Here is a 22983-nt window from a genome sequence, read left to right as displayed (position 1 = left end):
TCATCCCCCCCTGACCATTTGCCGCCCACTGCGCTCAAACCATCGATTCACCTCTCTCGTCATTTCATCCCCGCCTTCCCGCTTCCACTGCTCCACATAACGGTCAAACGACTCGATCGGCTCAATCCCTAAAATGATATTCGTAAAAATGCCTTGAAGCTCACTCAGCTTTTTGTCGTATTTGCTCATGGCCCACGTGGGAATGCCGTAGAACTCGTTGTGGATCACGTTTTGGCGAATCATCTCCAGATTGTCGTATAAATGAAAATCCCCCAAGGAATCCAGCCGTTCCTTGGACAGTACAGGATCCGGCACATCCACCAGCGATTGATAAATACCCCTGTACAGCTGCTCGTCGTGCTTCTGGAAATCCGTCACCATCCTGCCGTTCTCCCATTTCCATATTTCGTTCTCAAAGCCAAGTTTCAAATTTTTATAATCGCTCGCGATAAAATCAAGGAACTGAATGACCTCCTTCGCGCTCAGAGAGCTGGCCGGGATCACATTATAACCGCGGATCATATCAGTTTCGTATACTCCCTTTTGTCCGTCAGGTCCGGTGGGATACGGAAGAGCGATCCATTCGGCCTTCGGATCCTTCTGCTTGTTGGCCGCAATGGGGCCGCGGGTGTCATACCAGGTGGCCGAGAAAAGCCCAACTTTGCCGTCCTGGATTTTTTCGAAAAGGTTGTTTTGCAAATTCAACGGAAACTCGCGGTCCAGCAAGCCTTCCTCATATAAGCCGGACAGGTAGGCCAGCGCTTGTCTCGTTTCCGGCAAAATGCTGCCGTTGACCAGCTTTCCATTCCGTTCAACCCACGTATCCAGCTGCGTTCCGAAAGCGCCGAAAAACGGGGATGACCGTCCAAGATCAATCATCAAGGCCAGACCGATCGTATCGTCAATGCCATTGCCATCGGGGTCGTCCTGTGTAAACGCGCGAATGACCTCATGGTATTCCTCCAGCGTCTCGGGCGGATGCAGTCCGAGACGGTCAAGCCAGTCCTTTCTACCGTACATCAGCTCAACACCACTAACCTCGTTCAAGCTGGGAATGGCGTATATTTTCCCGCCATATCTGACCCGATCCCACGCCTCAGCAGGGATTTTTTCTTTCAGATGGGGTCCGTATTGATCAATCAGATCGTCAAGCGGCTGAAAAGCCCCCTGCTTCGCATAGTTACCAAACCATACCGCCTTGTACACATGGAGCATATCAGGCAGATTCCCGGAGGACATGATCACATCGAGCTTCTCATCGTACACTTCCGTAGGGGGCGTCGTAATCTTAATATCCAGTCCTGTTTGCGCCTCAATATAGCTCAGGTATCGGTTGTCGTTCTCGTCCATTCCGGCAGGAAACGTCATCCCCAGATTAGAAATGACAATGCCGATAGACTTTGCAGCGCCTTTGTGCTGCTCCTCCCTGTTCTTCTCACTAGTCGGAACATTACATCCCGCGCTAAATAAGAAAGCGGTTACAAACAGGATCGAAACGGATCGAAATTTGCTCCTCATGCTCTTTAATACCTCCCATGCTTCTAAAAATCTACTTACTATCATTGGGTTGTATTTTGCTTTTGCTAATTCAACAGTTTATCATATATGCATTTACCTGTTTCAAGATTTTTCCTGATCAAGAAAAAAGGGATATTCCGTAGTCATTCGACTTTTCCGGATATCCCTTTGCATCTTATTCAGTAACTATTTTTAAAGCTACTGCAGCCAGATCCTGTAAATCAATGATTCCATCTCCGTTTAGATCCGCTCGCTTTACTTCTTCCCAATCTGCATCGGCCGAAGTTTTTCCATAACGTGAAGCTACAATGGCTAAATCTCCAATGCTGACTTTCCCATCGCCGTTTATATCCTCTTTCATGCCTGGATTTGCGCCTTTAATCTCAATTTGCATCATAGAATTTTTGCCGATATATTCATTGCCCTGCGCATCGCCAAACGCCATATTAGTGACGGCAATATTGCCCTTTGCGTTCTGTGTAACCGTCTTGGCTCTGAAGGTAAACGCCAGTAGCTGCGCGTCATCAGCGACAGCATGGTCTGCACCACCACTTGCGACAAGTAGACGAATTTTCCCTTCCGCTTCCTGACGCAATCCTACGATATCGATTCCTTCCATAATCGAATCTGCTGATATAAACTCAAATCGATCCGCATCGTAGGCCAGCGAAATATCCAGGGCATAAGCTGGATTCTTCACATGATTGAGCCCCATGTTAACAGTGAATGTCTGATCCCCGGAAACCGTAGCCGGGCCGGTTAGCACCGTTTCTGTTTCCGATTCCGCCCCCGCTTTGCCAATGTCATCGACAGAAACGATATAGGTGTAAATTTCACTAGCCGGGGTAGAATCGGTTGCTTTCACGCGAACTTCGATCTTGTCTCCTGCAACGAGTGCTGGAGTTACCGAGGTCTTTTGCGCTTCCCCTGTTCCCGAGGTCCAAGCTTGTTTTACCACATTGGATGCACTAGTAATTCTAAACTCTAAAGCAGCACTGATCGTAATCAGAGTTTGGCCAACTGCAGCGTCTACGGCCGGCCTGGTGACGGTTACATCCTTCGCAGTCGGCGCGTCCGGTTTTTCCATTCCCGGGACTTCCCACTTGGCGTACAGGATGAGATCCTTTGTAACCTTAGTGTTGAAGTCATAGGCCTGCGTCAGATCTATATCCGTGTACCAGTCAGCGAAGATATACCCTTCACGTGTCGGGTCGACGGGCTTCGCCGCCTTCTCGCCGTCCTTTACGGTAGCTGCGCTAACCGCGCTGCCGCCATTGGTCTTAAAGGTAATGGTGTGGATAAAGTCCGGCGCCGGCAGGTTATTCACTTGTTCCGCCTTGGCCGCAAAGTTATAGAGCGCGACGTTGTCGAGCTCACCTCTGAAGGCGTTGATCTTGCTGCCGATGCGGGACAGTGGCGTGATCAGCGACGCCCATTTGTTGCCGCCCTGCTCTGTCCTCTCCAGCGTGTGAATCTTCGTGCCGTTAACATAGAGCGTGGTCTTGGTGTACTCCATCACCAGCGTCAGGCGCACCCATTCGCCCTTAGGCAGCGTGTAATTGAAGGAGTAGTCGCGGAAGTCGCGGGAGAAGCCCACTTTGCCGGTTCCCTTCTGCACAGCCTTGATCGCGCCGATATCGGACTCGAACAGAACCTTTTCCGTGTCGTCGTCATCTGCCGTGCGCTTCACCCAGAAGTCCAGCGTGGAGTTGATGCGCATGTTGTCCACCGGCGTCTCCACGTAACTTTCGCCGCCCTTAAGCTGGAGCACTTGGCCATCCCGACCCTCAACAAAGGCCGCGTTGACCGCATCGTCCTTAAGATTGTAGCCGTTTGAGGATGCGTCAAACTTTTCGTTGCCTTCTTTAAAAGCATAGTACTGCACGACTTGACCCTTACTCTTTACATCATAGGTCGGGTTGGTCCCCGGCGCGTACTTGATCTGCGCCGCTAGCGCGTCGATGTCCGCCACCTTGTAATCCTTGGCGCTGCTCCATAGCCGCTCGCTGAAGGTGGGCAGGATGTCGAACATACGGTCAAATAACTCCACGTCAGTGGTTCCGTTGTCGTTCTTCACGCCGGTTTTGTCGTTCCACAGCGCGTAAGAGCCGCCCTTGACCTGCGGGTCTCCCGCAGGGAGCTGTAGGCCCATCATGTTGCTCGGCTTCCAGCTGTTGAGAATATTGGACTTGCTCAAATAATCCCAGTAATAGCCCGCGCCCGGTACGATGTATACGTTACCGTCATGGATGTTGATCATCTCGTACCCAAGATCGTACATCGCCTTCGGGTTCGCGTAACCCGGATACCACATGTACATCTGTACGCCCTCCACGGTGATCGGGGTCGTTCCGCTGTTCTCGGTCTGCGAACCCCAAACGCGCGGCGTGCGGTGCATGTCATCACGGATAAACTTGAGCAGCGCATCCTGATAAACGCGAAACGCTTCCTTTTCCGCCTGGCTGCCACCCTTGTACTCGTCGGTTCCGATGTGTACCACAGTATCCGGCAGGAATACGGGGTTCTCATCCTCCATGTACTCTGCGAAGACTTCCTTCATGAATTTGAGCGAATCCGGGTTCTCTACGTCGAGATAGTTACTCTTACCCGGCCGCGCCAGATCTGGCCGTGCGTACGTATAGGCCGAAGCGTGACCCGGCGTATCGAACTCGGGCACGATATTCACGCCTTGTGCCTTGCTGTCGATCAGTAACTGGCGGAACTCATCCTTGGTATAGTAGATGTCGGTGCTGGTCAGTTTCGGTACATTAGACTCCAGGCGGAAGCCCCAGTAGCTAAGGTCGAATGCCTCGTCGGAGAGATGGAGGTTGAAGTCGTTCATCTTGTACCATGACATCTGCTTGACCCACATCTCCAGGAAATCTAACGGAATCGCCTTGCGCCCCACGTCGAACATGAAGCCGCGCACCTCATATAACGGATAGTCGCGCACAAGCCCCTTCGGGATACTGGTACTGTCGCGCTTGAGTATTTGCAAGATCGTACGGGTGGACCAGAACGCGCCCACACTGTCGCTGGCCGAGACGGTCACATACTCCCCAATCTCCATGTCGTAGGTTTCCTTGTCAAGCTTCTGGGTGCTGGCCTTAAAGTAGAAGTCCCCGGCGGCGGGCGTGGTGCCGGTCACCACGTTGATCGCATTTCCTGTGATCTCCTTATAATCCACCGCAAAGGTCTGTGCCATATCCTGATATGCCTGGTCCAGCGCTGGATCTACTACAATCTTGCTCGCCGATTCGATGTTGAAGTCGCCCTCGCGGCCAAACCACTGCTGCAGCTCGGGCAGCACCTTGGGCTTGGCGTTCTTCGATTGCGTGCTGTCGTATTTGCCTGGAACGGTCAGCTTGACCTCGTACAGTTCGGTCTCCTTGCTGCCCGCAAGCTTGATCTTGTACTCCACCGCTACCTCGGTGTCAACCAGCGGCTTGTGGATCTTGCGATTTGCGTCGATGACCTGTTCGTAGTCAGTGCCGCCGTAAGTCACCTCCACGCCGCTTGGCAGTCCGGTAGGCATCGGGAGCTCGGTGTCCTCGGGCTTCAGGGTGATGTCCTTGATCTGCTTCTTCACCTTGTCGATTGCGCTAACAAAGTCCAGATCCTGGTAGATTCCGAACTCATAGAGTGAGACCGACGGATAGCCATCCACATTGTCAGCCACCAGCCTGACATACCGTGCGGTACACATGGCCGCCAACATGATTTCCTCATGCAGTGCGTATTCACGCGTGCCTACAGTGTACACGGTCTCCCATGTCTTGTTGTCGCTCGAGATCTCAATGTGGTAGTCGATCTTGATCTTCGTGGTCTCCCAATCGAGCGCCACGCGGTTGAAGTTCAGCGGCGCGCCGAGATCCACCATGAGCCATGCGCCCTTTCCCTGCGGCTCACTCGCCCAGCGGGACTGGTCCGGACTGTTGGCGTCGCGGTTGACAATCCCATCCACCGCAAAATTAGGCTTGTGCGTGCCGTCGTCCTTCGACGCGCTCGCCGTTTTGCCAAGAGCCTTATTAATGCTAGCCACATCGGGCGCCCAAATTTTGATTTCATACAGGGAGACGCTAGGGTATGCGCCCTGTTTGAGTTTGTCGATTGACAACTTGACGTATTGCGCAGTTACCGCGTTCTCCAGCACGACCTGGTCGGTAAAAGGATAGCCCTCCTTGTTTGTAACTGCTGTGTAGACCTTCGACCACGTCTTGTTGTCGTCCGAGACCTCAATATGGTAATCCTCGACGACGTTCTGCTCCCATTCGAGGGTCAACCGATCAAAGACCTGCTGCTGCTTGAGGTCGATGGTGACCCAGCCCGGCGCACCCGCCTCGCTGGACCAGCGGGACTGAGACGGCTTGTCGGCGTTACGGTTGACAATTCCGTCTGTCAGCTTATCTGGCCCCCAGTAATTGATGGGGCTCTTGTATGCCGTCGCAGCTTTGCCTAGGGCGATGTTCGCTGGGTCGAGGTTGTTCGGCGGCGGGGGAGTATTGGGGGCAACGCCCCAGATCTCGAGCTCGCGGATCGAAACCGACGGATAGCCTTTTGTCACCTTGGCGCTAACCTTGACATACCGCGCGGTCTTGCCGTTGTCCAATACGATGGTACTGTGCGACGTGCCGGCCTTCTGCCCGGTGATCGCCTCGCTCCACACCTCGTTGTCGTTTGAAAACTGGATCGAGTAGTCCATATCAATGGAATTATTCTCCCACTCAATTTCCAGCTTCTCCAGCTTACAGAGCGCGGCCAAATCCACACTGATCCAGGCGGAGCTCACTTCATGAGCCCAGCGGGTGCCCGTGTTGCCATCCACTGCATTTTCCTTGGCGAAACCGCTTACACCCGATGCCTTAGTTTCCTTGCCTAGCGCCAAATTTGTATTTTTTTCATCGGGGAGTGATTCGGCCGCCGACACCGCCCCCAAGAATAAAGATTGTATCATGACCAATACCAATGCAATTGCCATCATACGTTTTATCGCATTCCTCGCATTCAATTTCTTTTCTCCTCCCTCGTATCTCGCATAATCATATTTAGCGTTTTTGCCTGCCTTTTCGTAGCATCCCTCCTTATGACGTCTAAAAGGCGTAAACTCTACGGAAGCAGACAAAAGCCTGTTTCCGTGAGTTTACGCCTAATTGAATAGTAACGCGCTCTATTTAATAATACTGATGATATTGCAAATCTATTCCCAATTATGATTACTAAAAAAATTCTCTTTTCTCTCAAATGCTCACGTATCCTTCCCGTGAGCAAGTCGATCTGCGTCAATTTCCTCTTTAAAAAGTTCCTGGTAGTATTTGCTCTGCTCTTGCACGAGTACCTTCTGGTATTTGTTTTTATTAGCATTGGCCTTCACATGGGTAGCATCAATGAATAATACGTCTGGATTTACGAACCCATATTTCAAAGCCTCTTCAAGGACTCGGGTAACGATCTCTTCAAAAAGCTTCGTATCTTTAAACCGTCGATCATAATTTTTACCGAAGGTGGAGAAATGGGGAATCGTCTGGCGCATGGAACGAATACCGAATAGGCATTGAATAAGAGTAATTTTAGCATCGCCGAGCTGATAGTTTTTCTCAGCTTCGAGTCGCTTGATATGCTCTCCTTTGGCCTTCATTTTGAGAGGAATATCCGCTTTTATATTGAAAAAAACAGGCATCCGCTATCCGGCATGCCTGCATTTTTGAATATCTATCTCACCGCTTCGCCTTATAAAACTCATGATACAGCTTGTTGATCCGTTGTATCATCAAACTTAATAACTAATCGTATTTGTCTACTCAAGCACTATTTTTACTGTACCTATTTGATAAGGCTGGATGACCATCTTGAGTATTATATCCTCTACCCTTAGCTCTTCCTTATATGCTACTTTTTGTTCATTGATATCTGTCCAATAGGCATGCTTGATTCGTTCTGGACAAATCAATGTGATGGTGTCTATTTTCCCTTCCATCTCGTAAAAACGCACGATGAAACTTCTGTCCCCTTCCTCTGCTCCTTTGATACAAGAAACTACAGAGGTCTGAGACTCAAATGCGACAAAGGAATGTCTTGGATTAAGCTTCCCTTGTTGTCTTAACCCTGTTACTACAGTCATTTCGTGGTTATATTTTTGGACATAGTCATGTAGCACTTTGGGATTGCTGGATTGCATAACACCTAATCCAAATTCGAGATGATTGATGCCATACTCTGGACATGGATCTGGATCGTAAGAGCTTCTTAGTAAGGTAAGGGTCAGACTATTATCTACGCCTCTAAATCCATAGCCTACTTTGGACATGAGCATCACACCTGTTGATCCGTCCTTACCTTCTCCGTAGATATAGTTATTCCCCGGAAGATCTAGGTCGAGCGCTTGTCGTGTAACCTTGCCAAAAGGAACATCATAATGATACATTTCACATGAATCATGAAGCGGCATATAGAATTGCAGTTGCGGTACGCCTTTTCCAAGACGCCCCACCTCTTGCCAATCACATTCCACTTTAAATTCTAGATGACTGCTGCCTTTATCTAAGGAAACGATAACTTTAAGCTTTGAATTCCTAAAACTTAACTCATAAGCTATTTGGCTTCTTAATGTACCTGCTGCACTTGTGATTTCTAGATTTTGATGAATCCACTCTATATGTTTGTAGCGTCCAACAAACCAAGAGGACATTCCTGTACCCTCATCTGTAATCTCCTTATGGTCGGCCTCATCGACTAATCTAAATATCCCTGATTTTCTCGCAGCGTCGATCATTTCTTTCCCAGTTGCTTTATCAATCATGGAGTCAATCGATCCGTCTAAGCTATTAAACACAACTTTAATCTTCTCATTTTCTAATGTATAGCATGGTTCATTTTGGGTACGTTTTTCATGCCAATAGCTTACTTTAACCCGCTCCATAGCTTGTTCCGTTAACATGTATGTTGCATAGCCGCATGCGGGAACATCCACTTCCAATGCTACTTTTAAATAATTGTGTCCCCAGTAGTGATTAAAGTCTTTTTCTAATACCTGATGTGTTACGACTTCACCTTGTTCATTGGTAAACAACATACGCTCGTGGTCATATGGCCATTCCCAGATCATCAATTCAATCACTTCTTGACGGGCCTGCATCGTTGGATTAAACACATGGTAAATTCGGTTTTTGCCTGTACCATTCTCATACTGTGAAGATCCTGCACCGGCACCGTAAGCCAAGCCCGGCTCATCCTCGCCCTCACTTACGACAAAATCAGCCGTATGAATTTGCTGAGCGATCTTTTGAAGAGCTAGTTTCTTGTTGGTGTTGGTTGTTGCTGCAACCTCTTGATAAAGGCCTAGAGCATAATCTCTTGTGGCATCAACCCCTGAACCTGTCAAAATATCATGGAACTGATTAAATAATACGGATTTCCAGGCTTTTTCAAAACTTTGCTGTGGATAACGGGCCCCTTGGGTTACAGCCGCCCATGTACTAAAGAGCTCTGCTTCGTACAACCCATTTTCAGAAGCTTTGTTGCCCTTTTTAATCCGGCTCTGAGAGCTGTAGCATCCATCACAAATGAAATTCTGTTCTTGAACTTCAATAGGCAACTGATCTCTATGCTTTTCAACGATTTCAAAATACTCTCTATACGTCGAAAATTTCACTTTAGGATAGATTGGCCACGTGGCAACATCCTTGATTCTTTCAATATCTCTTCTTGTTGGTCCACCGCCATGGTCACCTACCCCATAAACTTTTAGAACAGAAGGGATATGAGTTCGATCCGCTAGATCGGGTACACAAAGACACATGTCGGAATGAATAAACGCATTATAAAATTGCGCTTCCCAGTTGACGATGATTTCAGCTCCTGAAGGGCTTTGCCATCTATATAGTGTGGGGCCCTCTTTGCGCCCTCTGCAATGATAGTAATACTTCACGCCCGCTTTGGTGAGAATCTCCGGCGTGTTGATGCTATGTCCAAAGGTATCTGGTTCAAAATCGAGATTAAAGGAATCTAATGGCTGATTAAACAGTTGAGATAAGTATTTCTTGGTGTATAACAATTGTCTCGTTTGGCTCTCTCCACTTGGCATATTTTTATCTGCCTCAACCCACGTAGACGCGGTAATCTCCCATCTGCCTTCGGCCACTCTTTGTTTGATCTCTTCTAACATTTCTGGGTCATAGGTTTCTACAATCTTATATAACGAACCTTGAGATTGTGAAAATGTAAAGTCATCGTATTCTCTCATGATTTGCAGCATCGTGCGAAATGTATCTAACGTAATACCTACGGTTTCATCCCAGCCCCACTGCCAATTCATGTCAATATGGGCATGAGCTACACATAACATTTCAAACTGCTTGGCTTCTTCTCGTAGTGGCATGAGTTTTTGCTCCATCTTACTTACCAGCTCATTGGTGATAGCCCCTTGCGCGTCATATCCCTCTACTAAATCCTTCTCCACTTCTTCAATAAGATCATCAAATGCCCCTTCTTTTCTTGCTGACAAAAGGGTTGCATACTTCATTTGTGTCATTGCACGGTCTTCTTGATAGGTTAGTTTTTTATTTCGTAATCTATTGGTTAATTTCTCAAGCATCGCTGGTTCCTCCTTATGTTGGAATGAGAGATCTCATCAAATTTTGGGGGTATCGTAGAATTTAGTGTACAATATCTATGTCTAAGAATCTTTAAGTCTGCTGGACATTAGATTGAGAAATAACGACATGGGAGGGTCTATTATGGCTGACATCATTAGTTATCTGACTGCTAAAAATTTCACCATTAGCCTTAGTGGACTTCAGATCAAAGTACTAGATGCTGCCGTATTAGATGCTGGACCGCATTGGGAAAAAGAAGATCACTTTCATACTTACTTTGAATTTCATATGATTAAATCCGGGAAAGGTATTGTGTCGATCGAGGGCTCAACACTCTCTTTTCAAGAAGGAGACTTCTATATCACGGCACCTTATGTGACACACCAACAAGTGTCTGATCCTATAAATCCTATGGTTGAATACTGTCTACAATGTGAAATTAGCCGATCTGATACACCAGATTCCACCTACTTTAATACATCAGAGGATACAGAATTTTTCATAAATGTCCTTTCGACTACCTACCCCCACACCTTCCAAGACAACTATGGCGCCATGGGGTTATTTGATTCCATTATCCAAGAAACATCCCTTAAACTCCCAGGATTTTCTTTGCAAATTCAGCCACTATTATTCCTTTTAGTTGTAAGCTTATTTCGCTCTGTGATTACCACACTTGATCATACCCATATGCCTGATCCGCAAAGTGATGTCCGTGTATCCCGGATTATGAATTTTATCGAAAACAACTATCACCTTTCCCCTACGATCGATGATTTGTCTAAGCTGATATTCCTTAGCCCTAAACAGATTAATCGGATTATGAAAAAACATGTGGGCTATACCTTTAACGAACAACTTTTACTTTACAAAGTCTCTCAAGCTAAACACTTGTTGAATCATTCTACCCTAAGCACGCAAGCGGTAGCCGATGCTTGTGGTTTTTCTAGCCACTACTATATGTATCAAGTTTTTAAACGGCTTGAGCTCCCTCCTCCGGCGAGTTTTAGAAAAACAAATTTATACTAATTCTCGCCTAAGTAAATTAGCTGTATCATTCGAGCAATTCATAGTCTTTCCAATTTACGCCAGCTCGAATATAACGCTTTTCTCGACTCAAAATTCAAATCGATGAAATACTCAAAACAAATAGCACCCCTCCAACAATAGAAGGGTGCCAACATGTTTAATATTTACAAAATCGATGAATAAAATCCCTTCACCGCTTTGCCTAATATAACTCATCATACAACTTCATGAGCGCCTGCTTCTAAGCCGAAGCGGCCGACGACATCATCGGCGCCGCAAATGTCGCTAATTTCGTGCCTTTATTCGGCTGGAAGAAAAAGTCTATGAAAACATAGACTTTTTCTGTGCATTTAACTATGGCTATAACTAGCTTTCCCTAGATCCCCAGCTAACCCTAATCGTATCAATCTTTTTCGCGCCTAGGTTATATTGAACATGATTCTTCTCAAACTCGACTGGGCACAAAGCCTGTTCCAACAAATCTGTCTTAAAGCATTCTGCAAGCCGCATCGGGAATTGAATATCTATTGATCCGCAACTTTCCTCAGCATTATAGCAGCGGATAACGATCCCATTCCGTCCCTCTGCGCCTTTTACGGCTGATACAATGACATTCCCACTCATACTCATAACCGGATTCGTCATGGCTAATTGCGGCTTGTTCGCATTCGGATCAGGACGTGTGAATTGAGAACTAATATTAGAGTCCTGTACCCATGGACGACCTGTAGACCACTTCAGTTCATCAATCGGCATCGTTCTCTGCTTCAAGCCCTGATGGAACAGTTCGGCTTCCATATACAGCTCAGTTGCAGATTCACATCCGAACGGACGTATCGCTAATTCAAATTCATTCTTCCCTAAGCATTGACCCTTGATCTGATGATCAACATCTAAAGGTATATCAGCAAAATGAATAGAGCCGACTCCGCGAATTAGTGTAATCGCCAATTGCTTGCCTTCATCTGCCATTTCATACTCATGTAAGCCTGGTGCGTAACATGCGACCCCTTTGCTTCCTTGATCTGCAGCGATCAACTTCCAGAACGGATGAATGTAGGAGTTGCGCTGCCACTGCGCATCCACTCCTGGGACACGACGCACAATATCATACTGTCCGCCTGCGAGGCTTTCCTGCATTGCCTCTGCCAAAGGCAGCACATAGCGAATACGATGATTGGTGACTTGATTATCGATCTGAACACGAATCTTAAGTTGCTTAGATTCCCTCTCTAAACGAAAGTGAACCGTGAATGTACATGCTTCAACTTCTGACGTTCTCGTTCTGGTCTTCATATCGAGTTGTGCCGGTAATTCCCATGTAAAGCTATAGCTGATTTCCTCATAAAGCGCATTTGAGCAAACAGGATTATACTCGACTGTTCCCTGGTACGTCTGTGCCTCGCCAGCAGCTCTGAACACATAGAGGTTCCCTTGATCCCCTTGTTCTTCCCAGCGACCAAGCTGCTTGTAAAGATGACCTGTTGTTTTATCCGTTACATCGAATGTGCCATCACTAGCAAATTGGACATGAATATAATCATTTTCCAACACATGCGAAGCCTGCTCCTGATCTGGTATGACGATTCCAACTTGATGCGGGCGAACGACATACGTGCTGTAGCCTAAAGCTGGTACTGTTGGCTGCCATTCAATCACGTACTTCCGACAATCAATACCGAGTGGTAAGTTAATCGGGCTCAAGGTGCGAATGCGACTATCCTGCTCAGCAACGATACGATAAGGAATCGATATCCCGTTGTGATCTTCAATCGCGAACTGCTGAACATCATCATCTGCATGGAAATAAAGCTCGGTTTGCACCACATCTTCTGCTTGCAACTGTGAGGTGTTCGCAAGGAACAGCTTCTGATCGTTAATTCCGAATGCACGATTATCCACTTGGTGAGCTAATACGTCCAACTTCTGCTCTAGTAGTGCTTCTCCTGCTTCTGTAATGGAGGCATAACGCTCCATCATGTGATCATGTACACCATCAGTACTGCAACCACAAATACTATCATGCGGATGATTCTTCATCCATAACTTCCATAAATAGTTCATGTAATCATAATCATACGGATCAAGGTCTAACATTTTGCACCAGCTAGAAATCGGCTCCAGCCATTTCTCTATTAGATCATGGCATCGTGCATCCGCCTGCTTGATGTACAATCGGCTTGACAATGTGCTTGCCAATACAGATTGATCATTGCCCTCACGCAGTTCATGATGAATTACGGGATATGAATCAGGTGCTTGCAGCATCTTCTCCCTGACAAGCTTTGTATAATGCGGTAATGTGCTATGCTCGATCGAATATTGATCCCCATAGTGCTGTCTTAGTTTATCGAGTGCTTCGGTTAGATTCTCTTGCGCTTCAAGGTGATCCACACCGTTCATGAGCAGATGATGAGGCAGTTTATTATAGAGAAGTTCCTTGTCCTTAATCATCTCAAACGTATTCAATAGATCATCCCGTTCTACAGGAAAGCGTTGCGCGTTATTGTACCAATTCGGCATAAATACACCTACTACTTCTGAGCCGTCCGGCGCTTTCCAGAACAATTGCGGACTGCCATGCAGCTGAATGTCATAGCCTCTGCCAAACACCACATTATCAATGCCGACTCCTTGCATAATCTGAGGGATTTGTCCGATAATTCCAAAGTGATCAGGGAAGTAGCCATTCTTCATTTCGCCCTCTAACATGCGTGAACGACGAATGCCTTCCATTAGATTGCGTACAGTGGACTCTCCACTCGTAAGATATACATCATTTTGTACATACCAAGGCCCTGTCAAGATACGCCCTTCACGAATAAAGCGTTCTAAGATTTCTTTCTTCTCTGGGCGAATCTCCAAGTAATCTTCTAATATGACAGTTTGTGCATCCAAATGAAAACAGTTGAAATTAGGATCATTAGTAAGTAGCTCTAATAAATTATCTACCAGCTGCACAAGTCGAAACCGAAATTGCTCGAACGTTAAGTACCACTCGCGATCCCAGTGGGTGTGTGATATGACATGAAATACAGGTTTATCGTTCTGACTACGTTCCATGTATCTTGGCCTCCTAATGACTAACAATCTATATAGCCGTGCATAACATACAGAATGAATAAGTTGCTTCTGCCTCACCAGGAGTCGTCTTCGTCTCCAGAACAATCGCTTCACCCAAGTGATCAAACGTTTCGATCGTTTCGGTCCAACTTGACCATCCAGCATGCTCGAAGGTCATCTCGACTTGCCCCTGCTGTCCTTTCCATACGACGCTTCCATCATTCAATTCAGGACAAATCAAACTGATAAAGGCTTCCCTAACGGTTAATGGAGTACCATTCATTCGGAAATAATCCGTCAGTTCAAGGCTCGCTCGTATTAACCATTCTTATGCTGAATCGAAGAGGTCGTACTTGGAATGAAGGAAAATACGCGCAGCTTCTAGAAATTGCGCGTAGTAGCCTTTACTTAATAAACATTGACTTTGATTAGCTGGTATCTGATGGATACGCCAACTAGGAAACACTTACATTTCTTTTACTTAATTTCTTAAATACCGAGTATTCCTTATTGGACTTAATAAAACTTAATATCTTTTCGGCGCATTCTTTTGGATTCAACGCTTCAGTATTTACTTCAAGGTCATATTCATCAATGCAATATACTTTGCTGAACTGTGAAGCTGCTAGTCCAATCTTTCTATCTCCTCTTGTTTGCTCTCTTCTTATGAGTTCTTCTTTCGAGCATATTACACCTACAAATAATGTAGGCTGATCACTAAATACATCAAGGCACTCATTAAACCACTTATCATTTTCGATTACGGTATCTGCTATTACATTCAAACCCATCTCTGAAAACAATTTTATAGTCGAAAAGTACATTGAAACTATGGGATCAAAAAGTATTTGTGCGACAACTTGATCATCTACTTCTCTTGTAGGTTCCATATTCGGAAATTTGTTGTTTATAAAATCATTGAAATTATGAAAAAAATCATCTATTGATAAGTGATGAAAAAGAATCTCTTTCTGATTGATCAGTTCCATAGAAATACTCGTCTTTCCTGAACTTGAAGTTCCGTTCATCAACACAATCATGCCTTGCTTCAAACGAATCACCCTCAAATATAAGATTTGCGTATCTTTCAGATAACGTCTTATTCACGAACTTCGTAAATAATTCCATATGTAGGGTATTCGCGAAACTTTTGAACTATCCTGCCCATTACTTGAATGAAAACGGCAGCTGATCGTTTGACCAGCTGCCTCTAATCATGATTCAAATATCGTGTCCCGTTAACGCAACACGCTATTCACTGAGGAATCTCCCTTATAGGCATCTGCACAATCATATAGTTATTAACCTACATACTGTAAACACAGGTTATTTGACTTTACGAATAGTGCATTATCTTTTTAAAGCAAAAGGAGATATTATATGACAAATTTTTATTCTTTTCACGGGACTATCACTATGATTAATGATTTTTTTACAGGTCAAAATGATGAAGGGTGTGTTAAATTAATATCTGTAGACAATGGATTGGGAGCATTAGTAAATTTCGTTGTGTCACCCAATACTTATTTTGTAGACCATGTAATGGTGTCAGTAGGAGATCAAGTGACTGGATATTATGACGGAAATGCACCTGCTCTTCTAATTTACCCTCCACAATATGAAGCAATTGTCATGGTAAAAAATAGCCCATATCAGAATGTAAAAGTAGATTATTTTAATACTGAATTGGAGAGCAGTGATGGACGATTACGATTAAATATTTCTCCATATACTCAAATCGTATTAACAAATGGGCAACAGTTTTCAAGAACCCCTGCGAACCGAGATCTAATTGTTATTTATGGACCTACAACAACAAGTATCCCCGCCATTACCACACCCTATAGAATTATAGTTTTGTGTTAGGGGGCATGCTGTCCACTGCAGAGGATGGAATAATATTCATAATTCCTTGGTTCAACTAATCTCCCCGTTAGCTTAATAAAACAATGAGCAGCTGCCGCAGCAAACTACTCCTTATTTCGTTTAACTAACGTGTCCCGTTAGTTAAATCATTTTCATTACGACAAATACTCCTGTAACAACATTCGAGCTTCCTCGAAGTTTCTATATTTTCTTCCAAATTCCTCATAATCAGCGATTCTATCTTCGAAAAACTTGTATTGTGGGAACCAATTAAAAAATGACATATTGAGTTTTTCGATTTGTTTTTGAGGAATCTCTGCTTTCTTTCCATCTAAGACGTAACTTACAGTGCCAGCAATATTCATACAGTATGTGTTAAAATCACCGACCAATGAGTTTTTGTCTTCGGTAAGTTTCAAAAAGTTTTTGCGAAAATCATCCTGTATTTTATCAGTATCCCTATACGGAAAGGGATTATCTAATTTGATGGTTCTCAATTTCTCAGTCATATTGTTCACGAAAACTCACCACCATTTCTTAGGTATTCATTAATTGAACAATGAGAGGAGCAGCTACCGCTCCTCTATCGTGTCCCGTTAGCGTAATAACTGTTGATTAGCTAACTTTATCAAATTCTCTCGGGTGTCTCATAAACGTACTTTGGCATTGGTAGTATCAGATGACACTGGACTCCAGTTACAGCCCCCCAGTAACAGGGGTATACGATCCGGTAACAAAACGCGAATCGTCGCTTGCCAAGAACGAAATAACACCTGCAATATCATCAGGTTCCGCCACACGCCTCAGTGGTGTGAAGCTACTAATGGTTTGTTTCTCTTCCTCTGACAAAAAGGCCGTCGCATCGGTTTGCACTAATCCGGGTGCAACCACGTTGGCTGAAATCCCTTGTGGACCGAATTCTTGGGCAATATAGTCGGAAAAGGTATTCAACCCTCCTTTTGCCGTTCCATGAGCGATCATGTAAGGCGAGGGATCCTTACCCAAACTGCTGGATACATAAATGATACGTCCGAACTTTTGTTCGATCATGAATGGAATAACGGATTTAGTCGTCACGAATGCTGCTTTTAGTTCATCGTTTAATTTCTGAGAGAACTCCTCCCAATTCATTTCGGCAAAGGGCTTCGCAGTGAAACTCATATTCGCGTTGCAGACCAATATATCAATTTTCTTAAAAGCTTCTAAAGTAGCGTCTACGAGCTTTGTAAATTGGTGTGAATCACGAACATCCGCCCGGAGAGCAATGGCTTCTCCGCCGCTGGATCGAATATCTGAGACCACCGCTTCAGCAGCATCTTGATTTTTTAAATAATTAACAACGACTTTCGCACCCCGTTGGGCCAATAATTTTGATGCAGCTCTTCCAATTCCTCTAGCGCCTCCGGTAACGATAACAACTTTCCCCTGTAGATTCATATTATTCTTCCTTCCATCTTACTATATAATTTCGAATGTTCTAACTTTAGATTCGAGCTTCATAACAACATTCCGGATAGTCTTAGCGAAGCTGACCAAAAAACTTTCGGATGTCATTAACTAACAGGTCAGGTGCTTCCATTGCCGCAAAGTGACCACCGCGATCGAATTCCGACCAGTGCACGACATTATGCTCACGTTCGACAATACCTCGGATCGAGATGTCTTTCGGAAAAACCGCAACACCAGTTGGAACCGTAGAGCGTTGAGCAGGCATGCCCCAGGATTTCGCCTCCTCTTTATAAATCCGTGCCGATGACCCTGCCGTTCCGGTCAACCAATACAATGAGACATTTGTTAGCATGTGGTCGAGATCAACGGCATCTTCCGGAAGATTTGCTGTAGGGTCTGTCCATTCCTTGAACTTCTCTACTATCCAAGCAAGCTGACCGACGGGCGAGTCAGTCAGACCATAGGCAAGCGTCTGAGGTCGTGTAGATTGTATAATCGCATAACCCGTTGTCTCATAGCTTTGTTGAGTCAACGTATCGTAGCGCGCTCGCTCGATTTCAGTTAAATCAAGCGATTCTGTGGGATCTCCGGACGGGAATGTTGTAAGCCCGTTTGCATGAATACCAATGACAGAGTCTGGCGCAAATCGTCCAAGCTCTGGAGAAACCATTGCCCCGGTGTCACCACCTTGAGCGCCGTAACGTTCATAACCTAGTCGACGCATCAGTTCAGCCCAAGCTCTGGCTACTCGATTAATGTTCCACCCTACCTCGGTTGTCGGTCCAGAAAAGCCAAATCCGGGTAGTGAAGGTATGACGACATGGAATGCATCTGCCGGATTACCGCCATGAGCACGGGGATCGGTGAGCGGTCCTATAATGTTCATAAACTCAACGATCGAACCGGGCCAACCATGTGTGATGATCAACGGCATTGCATCTGGTTCTGGGGAACGTACATGCAGAAAGTGTATGTTCTGTCCGTCTATGGTGGTGGTGAACTGCGGGAATTTGTTAAGAGATTCCTCGTGTTTGCGCCAGTCATATTTGGATCTCCAGTATTCCGCCAGTTCCTTGAGGTAATCAACGGGAATACCATAGTCCCAGCCTACACCGGCCAAAGCATCCGGCCAACGGGTGCGGGTTAAACGGTCTCGTAATTCATCAAGATCAGCCTGCGGAACATCGATACGGAAAGGCTTGATCTCAGTGCTCTGGTGGCCACTGCGTACAATTTGTTGTTCTGAATGAGTCATTTTTTGGAAAGCCTCCTCAAATTTCTTTGTATTTTCTTGTAACTGATTAATGTGTTCTCTCTATTTAAACTCATAATAAACCATGCTTATTGACAACAGTGTGTCAACAATCGATATAAAGTTTAGCTATCTCCAAAGCACTTTTCCGTACAGCTGCAGCAATATGCGAGGGTTCAAGAATGAACAAATCCGTTCTAAAATGAAGTAAAAAGCCGATTAACCAGTCGTTATCCGGGTATCGGACCCGAACGATAAGCGAACCATCGGGTTGCCGTTCAATTTCATCCGCATCAAAATGATCTTCTGCTGGAACCTTAGCCGGTCCTGTAAATCTAAGCACCAGATCGACCATCTTGGAATCGCGCTGCGGACCCCAATTTTCATTCAACTCAGACAGTGTCACCATTCGACGCTGGAACGTATCCTCAAGAATGAGTAGATTCCGGATCCGAGAAAGCCTGAACATGCGGTAATCATCTCGGTTTAAGCAATAACCGTGAAGATACCACGTGTAGCCTTTGAGCACCAGCCCCATAGGTTCAATACAACGTTCTGTTTCTCCCCCTTGTCCGTTGGTATATGTAAAACGGATCAGCCTTTTATCACTTACGGCTTTATGCAGCGTGTCATACTTGTTTCGTTCTGAAGAGCTGCTTTTCCACGGATTTAAGTCAATGATGACCTGATCAGCACCAGCCATACGACCTTGTTCTGCCTTCGAGACCAATGCGCCAACTTTGTCGAGCAGCCCGTCTAAATTTTGGTTGCTAAATGCCTGTGTAGATTGAAGGCCTCGCAAAGCTGTAGAGAGGGAAATAAGTTCATTGAATGAAAGCATTTGCCGATCCAATCGAAAGTTTTCCATGATTTCGAATCCGCCTTCTGCTCCCGTGTACGAAATAATGGGAATTCCTGCTAGATTCAATGATTCCAAATCGCGATAAATCGTACGCAATGAAACCTCCAGACGATCAGCCAATTCTTGGGCCTGTACGCGTTTGCGGTTTAATAGAAGGATCGTAATGGCCATAAGTCGCTCAAGTTTCACTGTTGTCCCCCCAATTCAATAAGGTAACTGGTTAATAAAATATTTCAGTTCCACGAATACGATGCTTTAACTCCTGCGGGTAATTAGGCTCTTACTTGTATAATAAACTTGCATTGTAGACAATAGTCTGTCAGGATTAGAAAGTTCACCAGTGTTTTGTTGCTTTTTTTTGAAACCACGAATTCAGATATCATCTTAAATGATCAAGCCCCAGTTAATAAAACCGGGCTCTAATACATCTACGCTTGATTGGCTTATTCCGTTATCCTGCCCGTTAGTTCAATAAAATGAGCAGACTGCGGTAGTCTGCTCAGCAATGTATAGTATTCAACTATCGTGTCCCGTTAGCGTAACGTGAAAACTTTTATCTTTTCGATATATAGTACGGGTAATCCATCTTTTCTTGAACTTTTTGAACAACTTCTTCATTAGTAAGCGATTCTATGAAATACAGACCCAAATCAATGGAAGCAGATACTCCTCCACCTGTAAAAATGTTACCATCTCTTACATAGCGCTCCTTAACAACTTCTGAGCAATAAGGTGTCAATAATTCATATGCAGATGGATTTGTTGTTGCTCTTTTACCATTTAGCATTCCAGCAGCACCCAGAATTAAAGCTCCCGTGCAAACAGACACCTTATATTCTACATTTAGTGCGGTCTGAATCCATGAGATAAAGTCAGTATCATTCCTGAGTTGCCTTGTAGACAACCCTCCAGGAATAAAAATCAAATCATATACCGAAAGGTCCGGGGAAACATGATTGATTTTCATAGTTAATCCTCTGTCATCGGTTATTTGTTCTTTGTTCGAACAAAAATCCCACGACACATTTTCTTTTGCTTTTAGAATTCCCATCCATGTTACAGCTTCATAAAAACCAACAAAATCTAAAGTAGTCATCTTATCAAACAAAATGTAAGCCATCTTCATTACTAAGCACCTGACCTTTCATCATGTGAAATAAAAAAAGTATCTGATTTAAGATCAAATACTTTGCCCAGGCGTACGGCGATATGAATATGTGCTCCCTCATGGTTATCCACGTTTACGCCAGTTGCACATACCAGATATTTACTATATTGTATTCTGGAAAATCATATAAATCAATCACGTATTCTTAATTAAACTGCCAGTTGGTTAAGAAAAGGCAACCGATCACAAGTAGCTGGCTGCCTTCAAATTCTTTATTGAGCTATCGTGTCCCGTTAGCGGAATAATCTGTTAACTTCAGACGGTTGGAACTTCAATGAATTACTAAAACAGTTACTACTAATTTTGTGATTTTTCGGACTTTATCATTTCGTTCCACTCACTTAAATAAACTGCATATCCCAAATTTTTAGGTTCAGACGTCAACCATGAAATAAACTCTAATTCGTTACCATCAGGATCGTTAAAATAAATAGCTGCCGCAGGCATCCATGTATGTACAATTGGCTCAATTGGTTCTTTTCCAAAAGCTTTAATGGGTTCAAGACCTCTTTCTCGTAGCCAGTCAATTGAATCCTTTAATAAATCCAAATCAGTCCCAAAAGCAAAATGTCTTTTGCTAACATCACTTCCCTTTGGAACTTCCCAAAGACCAAGTAATTGACGTTCCTTTCCAATATAAAAAAATGCAATTCCTCTTTCCTCAATTAATAATGAAAGTTCCAGTCCCAACTTGTTATAAAACTCAATAGAAGCATTCAAATCTTTAACTTGTAAATGAGTCTCGTATAGATTCTTAATCATAGCTCTGCTCCTTGAACAGGTTAATGGTATGCTGTCACCTGTACGTAATGTAGCTATCGTGTCCCGTTAGCTTAATACGTAGAAATTAGAGTATACATCTAAAATATCAATTGTTGTCCTACAAGTTTCTAGGTTCAATATATATAATAATTGGACCAAGCCTTCCATCGTTTTTAGTTTTGAAGGTAGCTGCAACAAATTTATCTTTATCTGATTTCAAATTACTACTCCCCGTTTTGAGAGAACCCGATCCATTTCATCAAAATGTTCTTTGTTGCTTGAAGCATAGATCAAATCAAAACTATCGTTATTTTTCATCACTGTTATTATGCTGTCATCGTAATTCCCATAAAATTCGATGCCAATCCAATGCCGAAAGGAAAAACCTTTATTATTAAAATTTTCACGAATAAAATCCAAGTCGGTTTGTTCAATGGAATAGAACGATTCACAGCCGTATTCAAGAGCGAATACGGTTTGCAAATAGGCCATCGCATGAAAAAAATCGGTCAATGTTTCAAAATCTTTTTTCCATACCTTTTCATCGTAACTCATATAGACAGGGGGATTGGACCTGGATAAATCGTTCTTATGGATTCCCCAAACACAGACACGTTGATTCTCGCAATAAAAAATTAAATATTCGCTATGTTTGAAGTATTGGAGTTGCTCGGGTTTGATCAAACTATCTTGCGTATGATTCAGCCGCTCGTCTTTACCGAGTTCCAAATAATAATCTATAAACACCTGGGGCAATTCACCAAAATTATTTTTAATGGTTTGTATCTCGTCATGACTAAACCCATTTCGTTTCGTAATATGAAACAGCTTTTTAATCATTGTAAAATCAGTCACCCGCATCACACCTTATCCTTGTATAATACTCCATCGATTGACTTAAGAATATTCCAAGTCGGTCTCCTTAACCATCAAGAGAGCATATTACACACCCATTTTACCATATCTTTACTCCACTATCCTCCCCGTTAGCTTAAAGAAATGAGCAGGCTCGGCAGCCTGCTCAATAATGGTTTGTTTATTCAACTAATCTGCCCGTTAGCTCAGTTCAAACTTGCTTCAGCCAATCCACGGAGTGATTAATCATCTCTCCTATTATGACTGACCTTGTCCAGATTTTACGTCGCCGTGCATCCCAATCCAACAAAAAAAGAAAGGTCGCCCCTCCTCTATAAATAACAAATGATAATTTCCAGGATAATCAATAACATATAATTGCTCTATTGATGTTCCCCTACGGTAACTGTTATCCCAATGTCATCTTGTGGGGCAATAATTGAAACGATCCCCCCCTCTGAACTAGGAAAAGGACGAAGCTCGATCTCACCTTAACCTTCACGTAGACATCATATAACGTGCCAGGCTTCAGATGAGAGAAATCCCAATTCATATACTGAATATTCCA

The 22983-nt window shown here is 44.4% G+C and carries 15 protein-coding genes, 1 pseudogene and 1 riboswitch; of the genes and pseudogenes, 2 read left to right on the top strand and 14 right to left on the bottom strand.

The genetic code is table 11. The features are described from left to right. From ACFQZR_RS01160 to ACFQZR_RS01145, 4 genes and pseudogenes are all read right to left on the bottom strand, one after another. Nucleotides 1–1518 carry an extracellular solute-binding protein gene (locus tag ACFQZR_RS01160; RefSeq protein ID WP_379342068.1) on the bottom strand — a complete coding sequence of 506 codons (1518 nt, stop codon included), beginning with the start codon at nt 1516–1518 and terminating at the stop codon, nt 1–3. Nucleotides 1519–1693: 175 nt separating this feature from the next. Beyond that, nucleotides 1694–6499 (bottom strand): discoidin domain-containing protein, encoded by a 4806-nt coding sequence (locus ACFQZR_RS01155; RefSeq protein ID WP_379342066.1) that lies wholly within the window; start codon nt 6497–6499, stop codon nt 1694–1696. Nucleotides 6500–6772: 273 nt separating this feature from the next. Then, nucleotides 6773–7087, bottom strand: a pseudogene (locus tag ACFQZR_RS01150) (IS5/IS1182 family transposase); the annotation flags it as partial. A gap of 225 nt (nt 7088–7312) precedes the next feature. Then, on the bottom strand, nt 7313–10108 hold the full coding sequence (locus ACFQZR_RS01145; protein WP_379342064.1) for a glycoside hydrolase family 38 N-terminal domain-containing protein: 2796 nt from the start codon (nt 10106–10108) through the stop codon (nt 7313–7315). Between the two features lie 142 nt (nt 10109–10250). On the opposite strand from ACFQZR_RS01145, the gene ACFQZR_RS01140 reads away from it, so the two are divergent. Beyond that, a complete protein-coding gene (locus tag ACFQZR_RS01140) occupies nt 10251–11138 on the top strand; it encodes a helix-turn-helix domain-containing protein (RefSeq protein WP_379342062.1) in 888 nt (295 codons plus the stop codon). Nucleotides 11139–11504: 366 nt separating this feature from the next. Here ACFQZR_RS01140 and ACFQZR_RS01135 read toward each other — a convergent pair whose 3' ends face one another. The 3 genes from ACFQZR_RS01135 to ACFQZR_RS01125 form a co-directional block, all read right to left on the bottom strand. Continuing rightward, nucleotides 11505–14201, bottom strand: a complete 2697-nt coding sequence (locus tag ACFQZR_RS01135; protein WP_379342060.1) for an alpha-mannosidase — start codon at nt 14199–14201, stop codon at nt 11505–11507. A gap of 28 nt (nt 14202–14229) precedes the next feature. Then, on the bottom strand, nt 14230–14484 hold the full coding sequence (locus tag ACFQZR_RS01130; protein WP_379342058.1) for a hypothetical protein: 255 nt from the start codon (nt 14482–14484) through the stop codon (nt 14230–14232). A gap of 172 nt (nt 14485–14656) precedes the next feature. Continuing rightward, the gene (locus ACFQZR_RS01125) at nt 14657–15253 is read right to left on the bottom strand and encodes a chloramphenicol phosphotransferase CPT family protein (protein WP_379342056.1); all 597 of its coding nucleotides are present in this window, start codon (nt 15251–15253) and stop codon (nt 14657–14659) included. A 328-nt stretch (nt 15254–15581) separates the two neighbouring features. Here ACFQZR_RS01125 and ACFQZR_RS01120 point away from each other — a divergent pair, with 328 nt between their 5' ends. Next, on the top strand, nt 15582–16067 hold the full coding sequence (locus tag ACFQZR_RS01120) for a hypothetical protein (RefSeq protein WP_379342054.1): 486 nt from the start codon (nt 15582–15584) through the stop codon (nt 16065–16067). A 155-nt stretch (nt 16068–16222) separates the two neighbouring features. Here ACFQZR_RS01120 and ACFQZR_RS01115 read toward each other — a convergent pair whose 3' ends face one another. From ACFQZR_RS01115 to ACFQZR_RS01085, 7 genes are all read right to left on the bottom strand, one after another. Next, a complete protein-coding gene (locus ACFQZR_RS01115; protein ID WP_379342052.1) occupies nt 16223–16576 on the bottom strand; it encodes a YxiJ family protein in 354 nt (117 codons plus the stop codon). A 187-nt stretch (nt 16577–16763) separates the two neighbouring features. Continuing rightward, nucleotides 16764–17504, bottom strand: a complete 741-nt coding sequence (locus ACFQZR_RS01110; protein WP_379342050.1) for an SDR family NAD(P)-dependent oxidoreductase — start codon at nt 17502–17504, stop codon at nt 16764–16766. 82 nt (nt 17505–17586) lie between these two features. After that, nucleotides 17587–18771 carry an epoxide hydrolase family protein gene (locus tag ACFQZR_RS01105; protein WP_054027607.1) on the bottom strand — a complete coding sequence of 395 codons (1185 nt, stop codon included), beginning with the start codon at nt 18769–18771 and terminating at the stop codon, nt 17587–17589. 103 nt (nt 18772–18874) lie between these two features. Continuing rightward, entirely contained in the window at nt 18875–19819 is a 945-nt protein-coding gene (locus ACFQZR_RS01100) for a helix-turn-helix transcriptional regulator (RefSeq protein ID WP_171642513.1), read from the bottom strand. Between the two features lie 364 nt (nt 19820–20183). Further along, complete coding sequence (locus ACFQZR_RS01095; RefSeq protein WP_379342047.1) at nt 20184–20756, bottom strand: DJ-1/PfpI family protein; 573 nt, start codon at nt 20754–20756, stop codon at nt 20184–20186. 58 nt (nt 20757–20814) lie between these two features. Next, a riboswitch (ZMP/ZTP riboswitch) is annotated at nt 20815–20894 on the bottom strand. A gap of 201 nt (nt 20895–21095) precedes the next feature. Further along, on the bottom strand, nt 21096–21560 hold the full coding sequence (locus ACFQZR_RS01090) for a VOC family protein (RefSeq protein ID WP_379342045.1): 465 nt from the start codon (nt 21558–21560) through the stop codon (nt 21096–21098). 216 nt (nt 21561–21776) lie between these two features. Then, nucleotides 21777–22421, bottom strand: a complete 645-nt coding sequence (locus ACFQZR_RS01085; protein WP_379342043.1) for a hypothetical protein — start codon at nt 22419–22421, stop codon at nt 21777–21779. Nucleotides 22422–22983: the final 562 nt, after the last annotated feature.

This window comes from Paenibacillus sp. GCM10027629 (assembly GCF_042676425.1).
Taxonomy (GTDB): domain Bacteria; phylum Bacillota; class Bacilli; order Paenibacillales; family Paenibacillaceae; genus Paenibacillus_K; species Paenibacillus_K terrigena.
Note: the sequence above shows the minus strand (reverse complement) of the source record. Positions and strands in the feature narration are given on the sequence as shown.

What these genes read in the sequence shown, in the direction of transcription:
- ACFQZR_RS01160 (WP_379342068.1), bottom strand. Translation starts at nt 1,518, where the DNA reads ATGAGGAGCAAATTTCGATCCGTTTCGATCCTGTTTGTAACCGCTTTC.
- ACFQZR_RS01155 (WP_379342066.1), bottom strand. Translation starts at nt 6,499, where the DNA reads ATGATGGCAATTGCATTGGTATTGGTCATGATACAATCTTTATTCTTG.
- ACFQZR_RS01145 (WP_379342064.1), bottom strand. Translation starts at nt 10,108, where the DNA reads ATGCTTGAGAAATTAACCAATAGATTACGAAATAAAAAACTAACCTAT.
- ACFQZR_RS01140 (WP_379342062.1), top strand. Translation starts at nt 10,251, where the DNA reads ATGGCTGACATCATTAGTTATCTGACTGCTAAAAATTTCACCATTAGC.
- ACFQZR_RS01135 (WP_379342060.1), bottom strand. Translation starts at nt 14,201, where the DNA reads ATGGAACGTAGTCAGAACGATAAACCTGTATTTCATGTCATATCACAC.
- ACFQZR_RS01130 (WP_379342058.1), bottom strand. Translation starts at nt 14,484, where the DNA reads ATGAATGGTACTCCATTAACCGTTAGGGAAGCCTTTATCAGTTTGATT.
- ACFQZR_RS01120 (WP_379342054.1), top strand. Translation starts at nt 15,582, where the DNA reads ATGACAAATTTTTATTCTTTTCACGGGACTATCACTATGATTAATGAT.
- ACFQZR_RS01115 (WP_379342052.1), bottom strand. Translation starts at nt 16,576, where the DNA reads ATGACTGAGAAATTGAGAACCATCAAATTAGATAATCCCTTTCCGTAT.
- ACFQZR_RS01110 (WP_379342050.1), bottom strand. Translation starts at nt 17,504, where the DNA reads ATGAATCTACAGGGGAAAGTTGTTATCGTTACCGGAGGCGCTAGAGGA.
- ACFQZR_RS01105 (WP_054027607.1), bottom strand. Translation starts at nt 18,771, where the DNA reads ATGACTCATTCAGAACAACAAATTGTACGCAGTGGCCACCAGAGCACT.
- ACFQZR_RS01095 (WP_379342047.1), bottom strand. Translation starts at nt 20,756, where the DNA reads ATGAAGATGGCTTACATTTTGTTTGATAAGATGACTACTTTAGATTTT.
- ACFQZR_RS01090 (WP_379342045.1), bottom strand. Translation starts at nt 21,560, where the DNA reads ATGATTAAGAATCTATACGAGACTCATTTACAAGTTAAAGATTTGAAT.
- ACFQZR_RS01085 (WP_379342043.1), bottom strand. Translation starts at nt 22,421, where the DNA reads ATGCGGGTGACTGATTTTACAATGATTAAAAAGCTGTTTCATATTACG.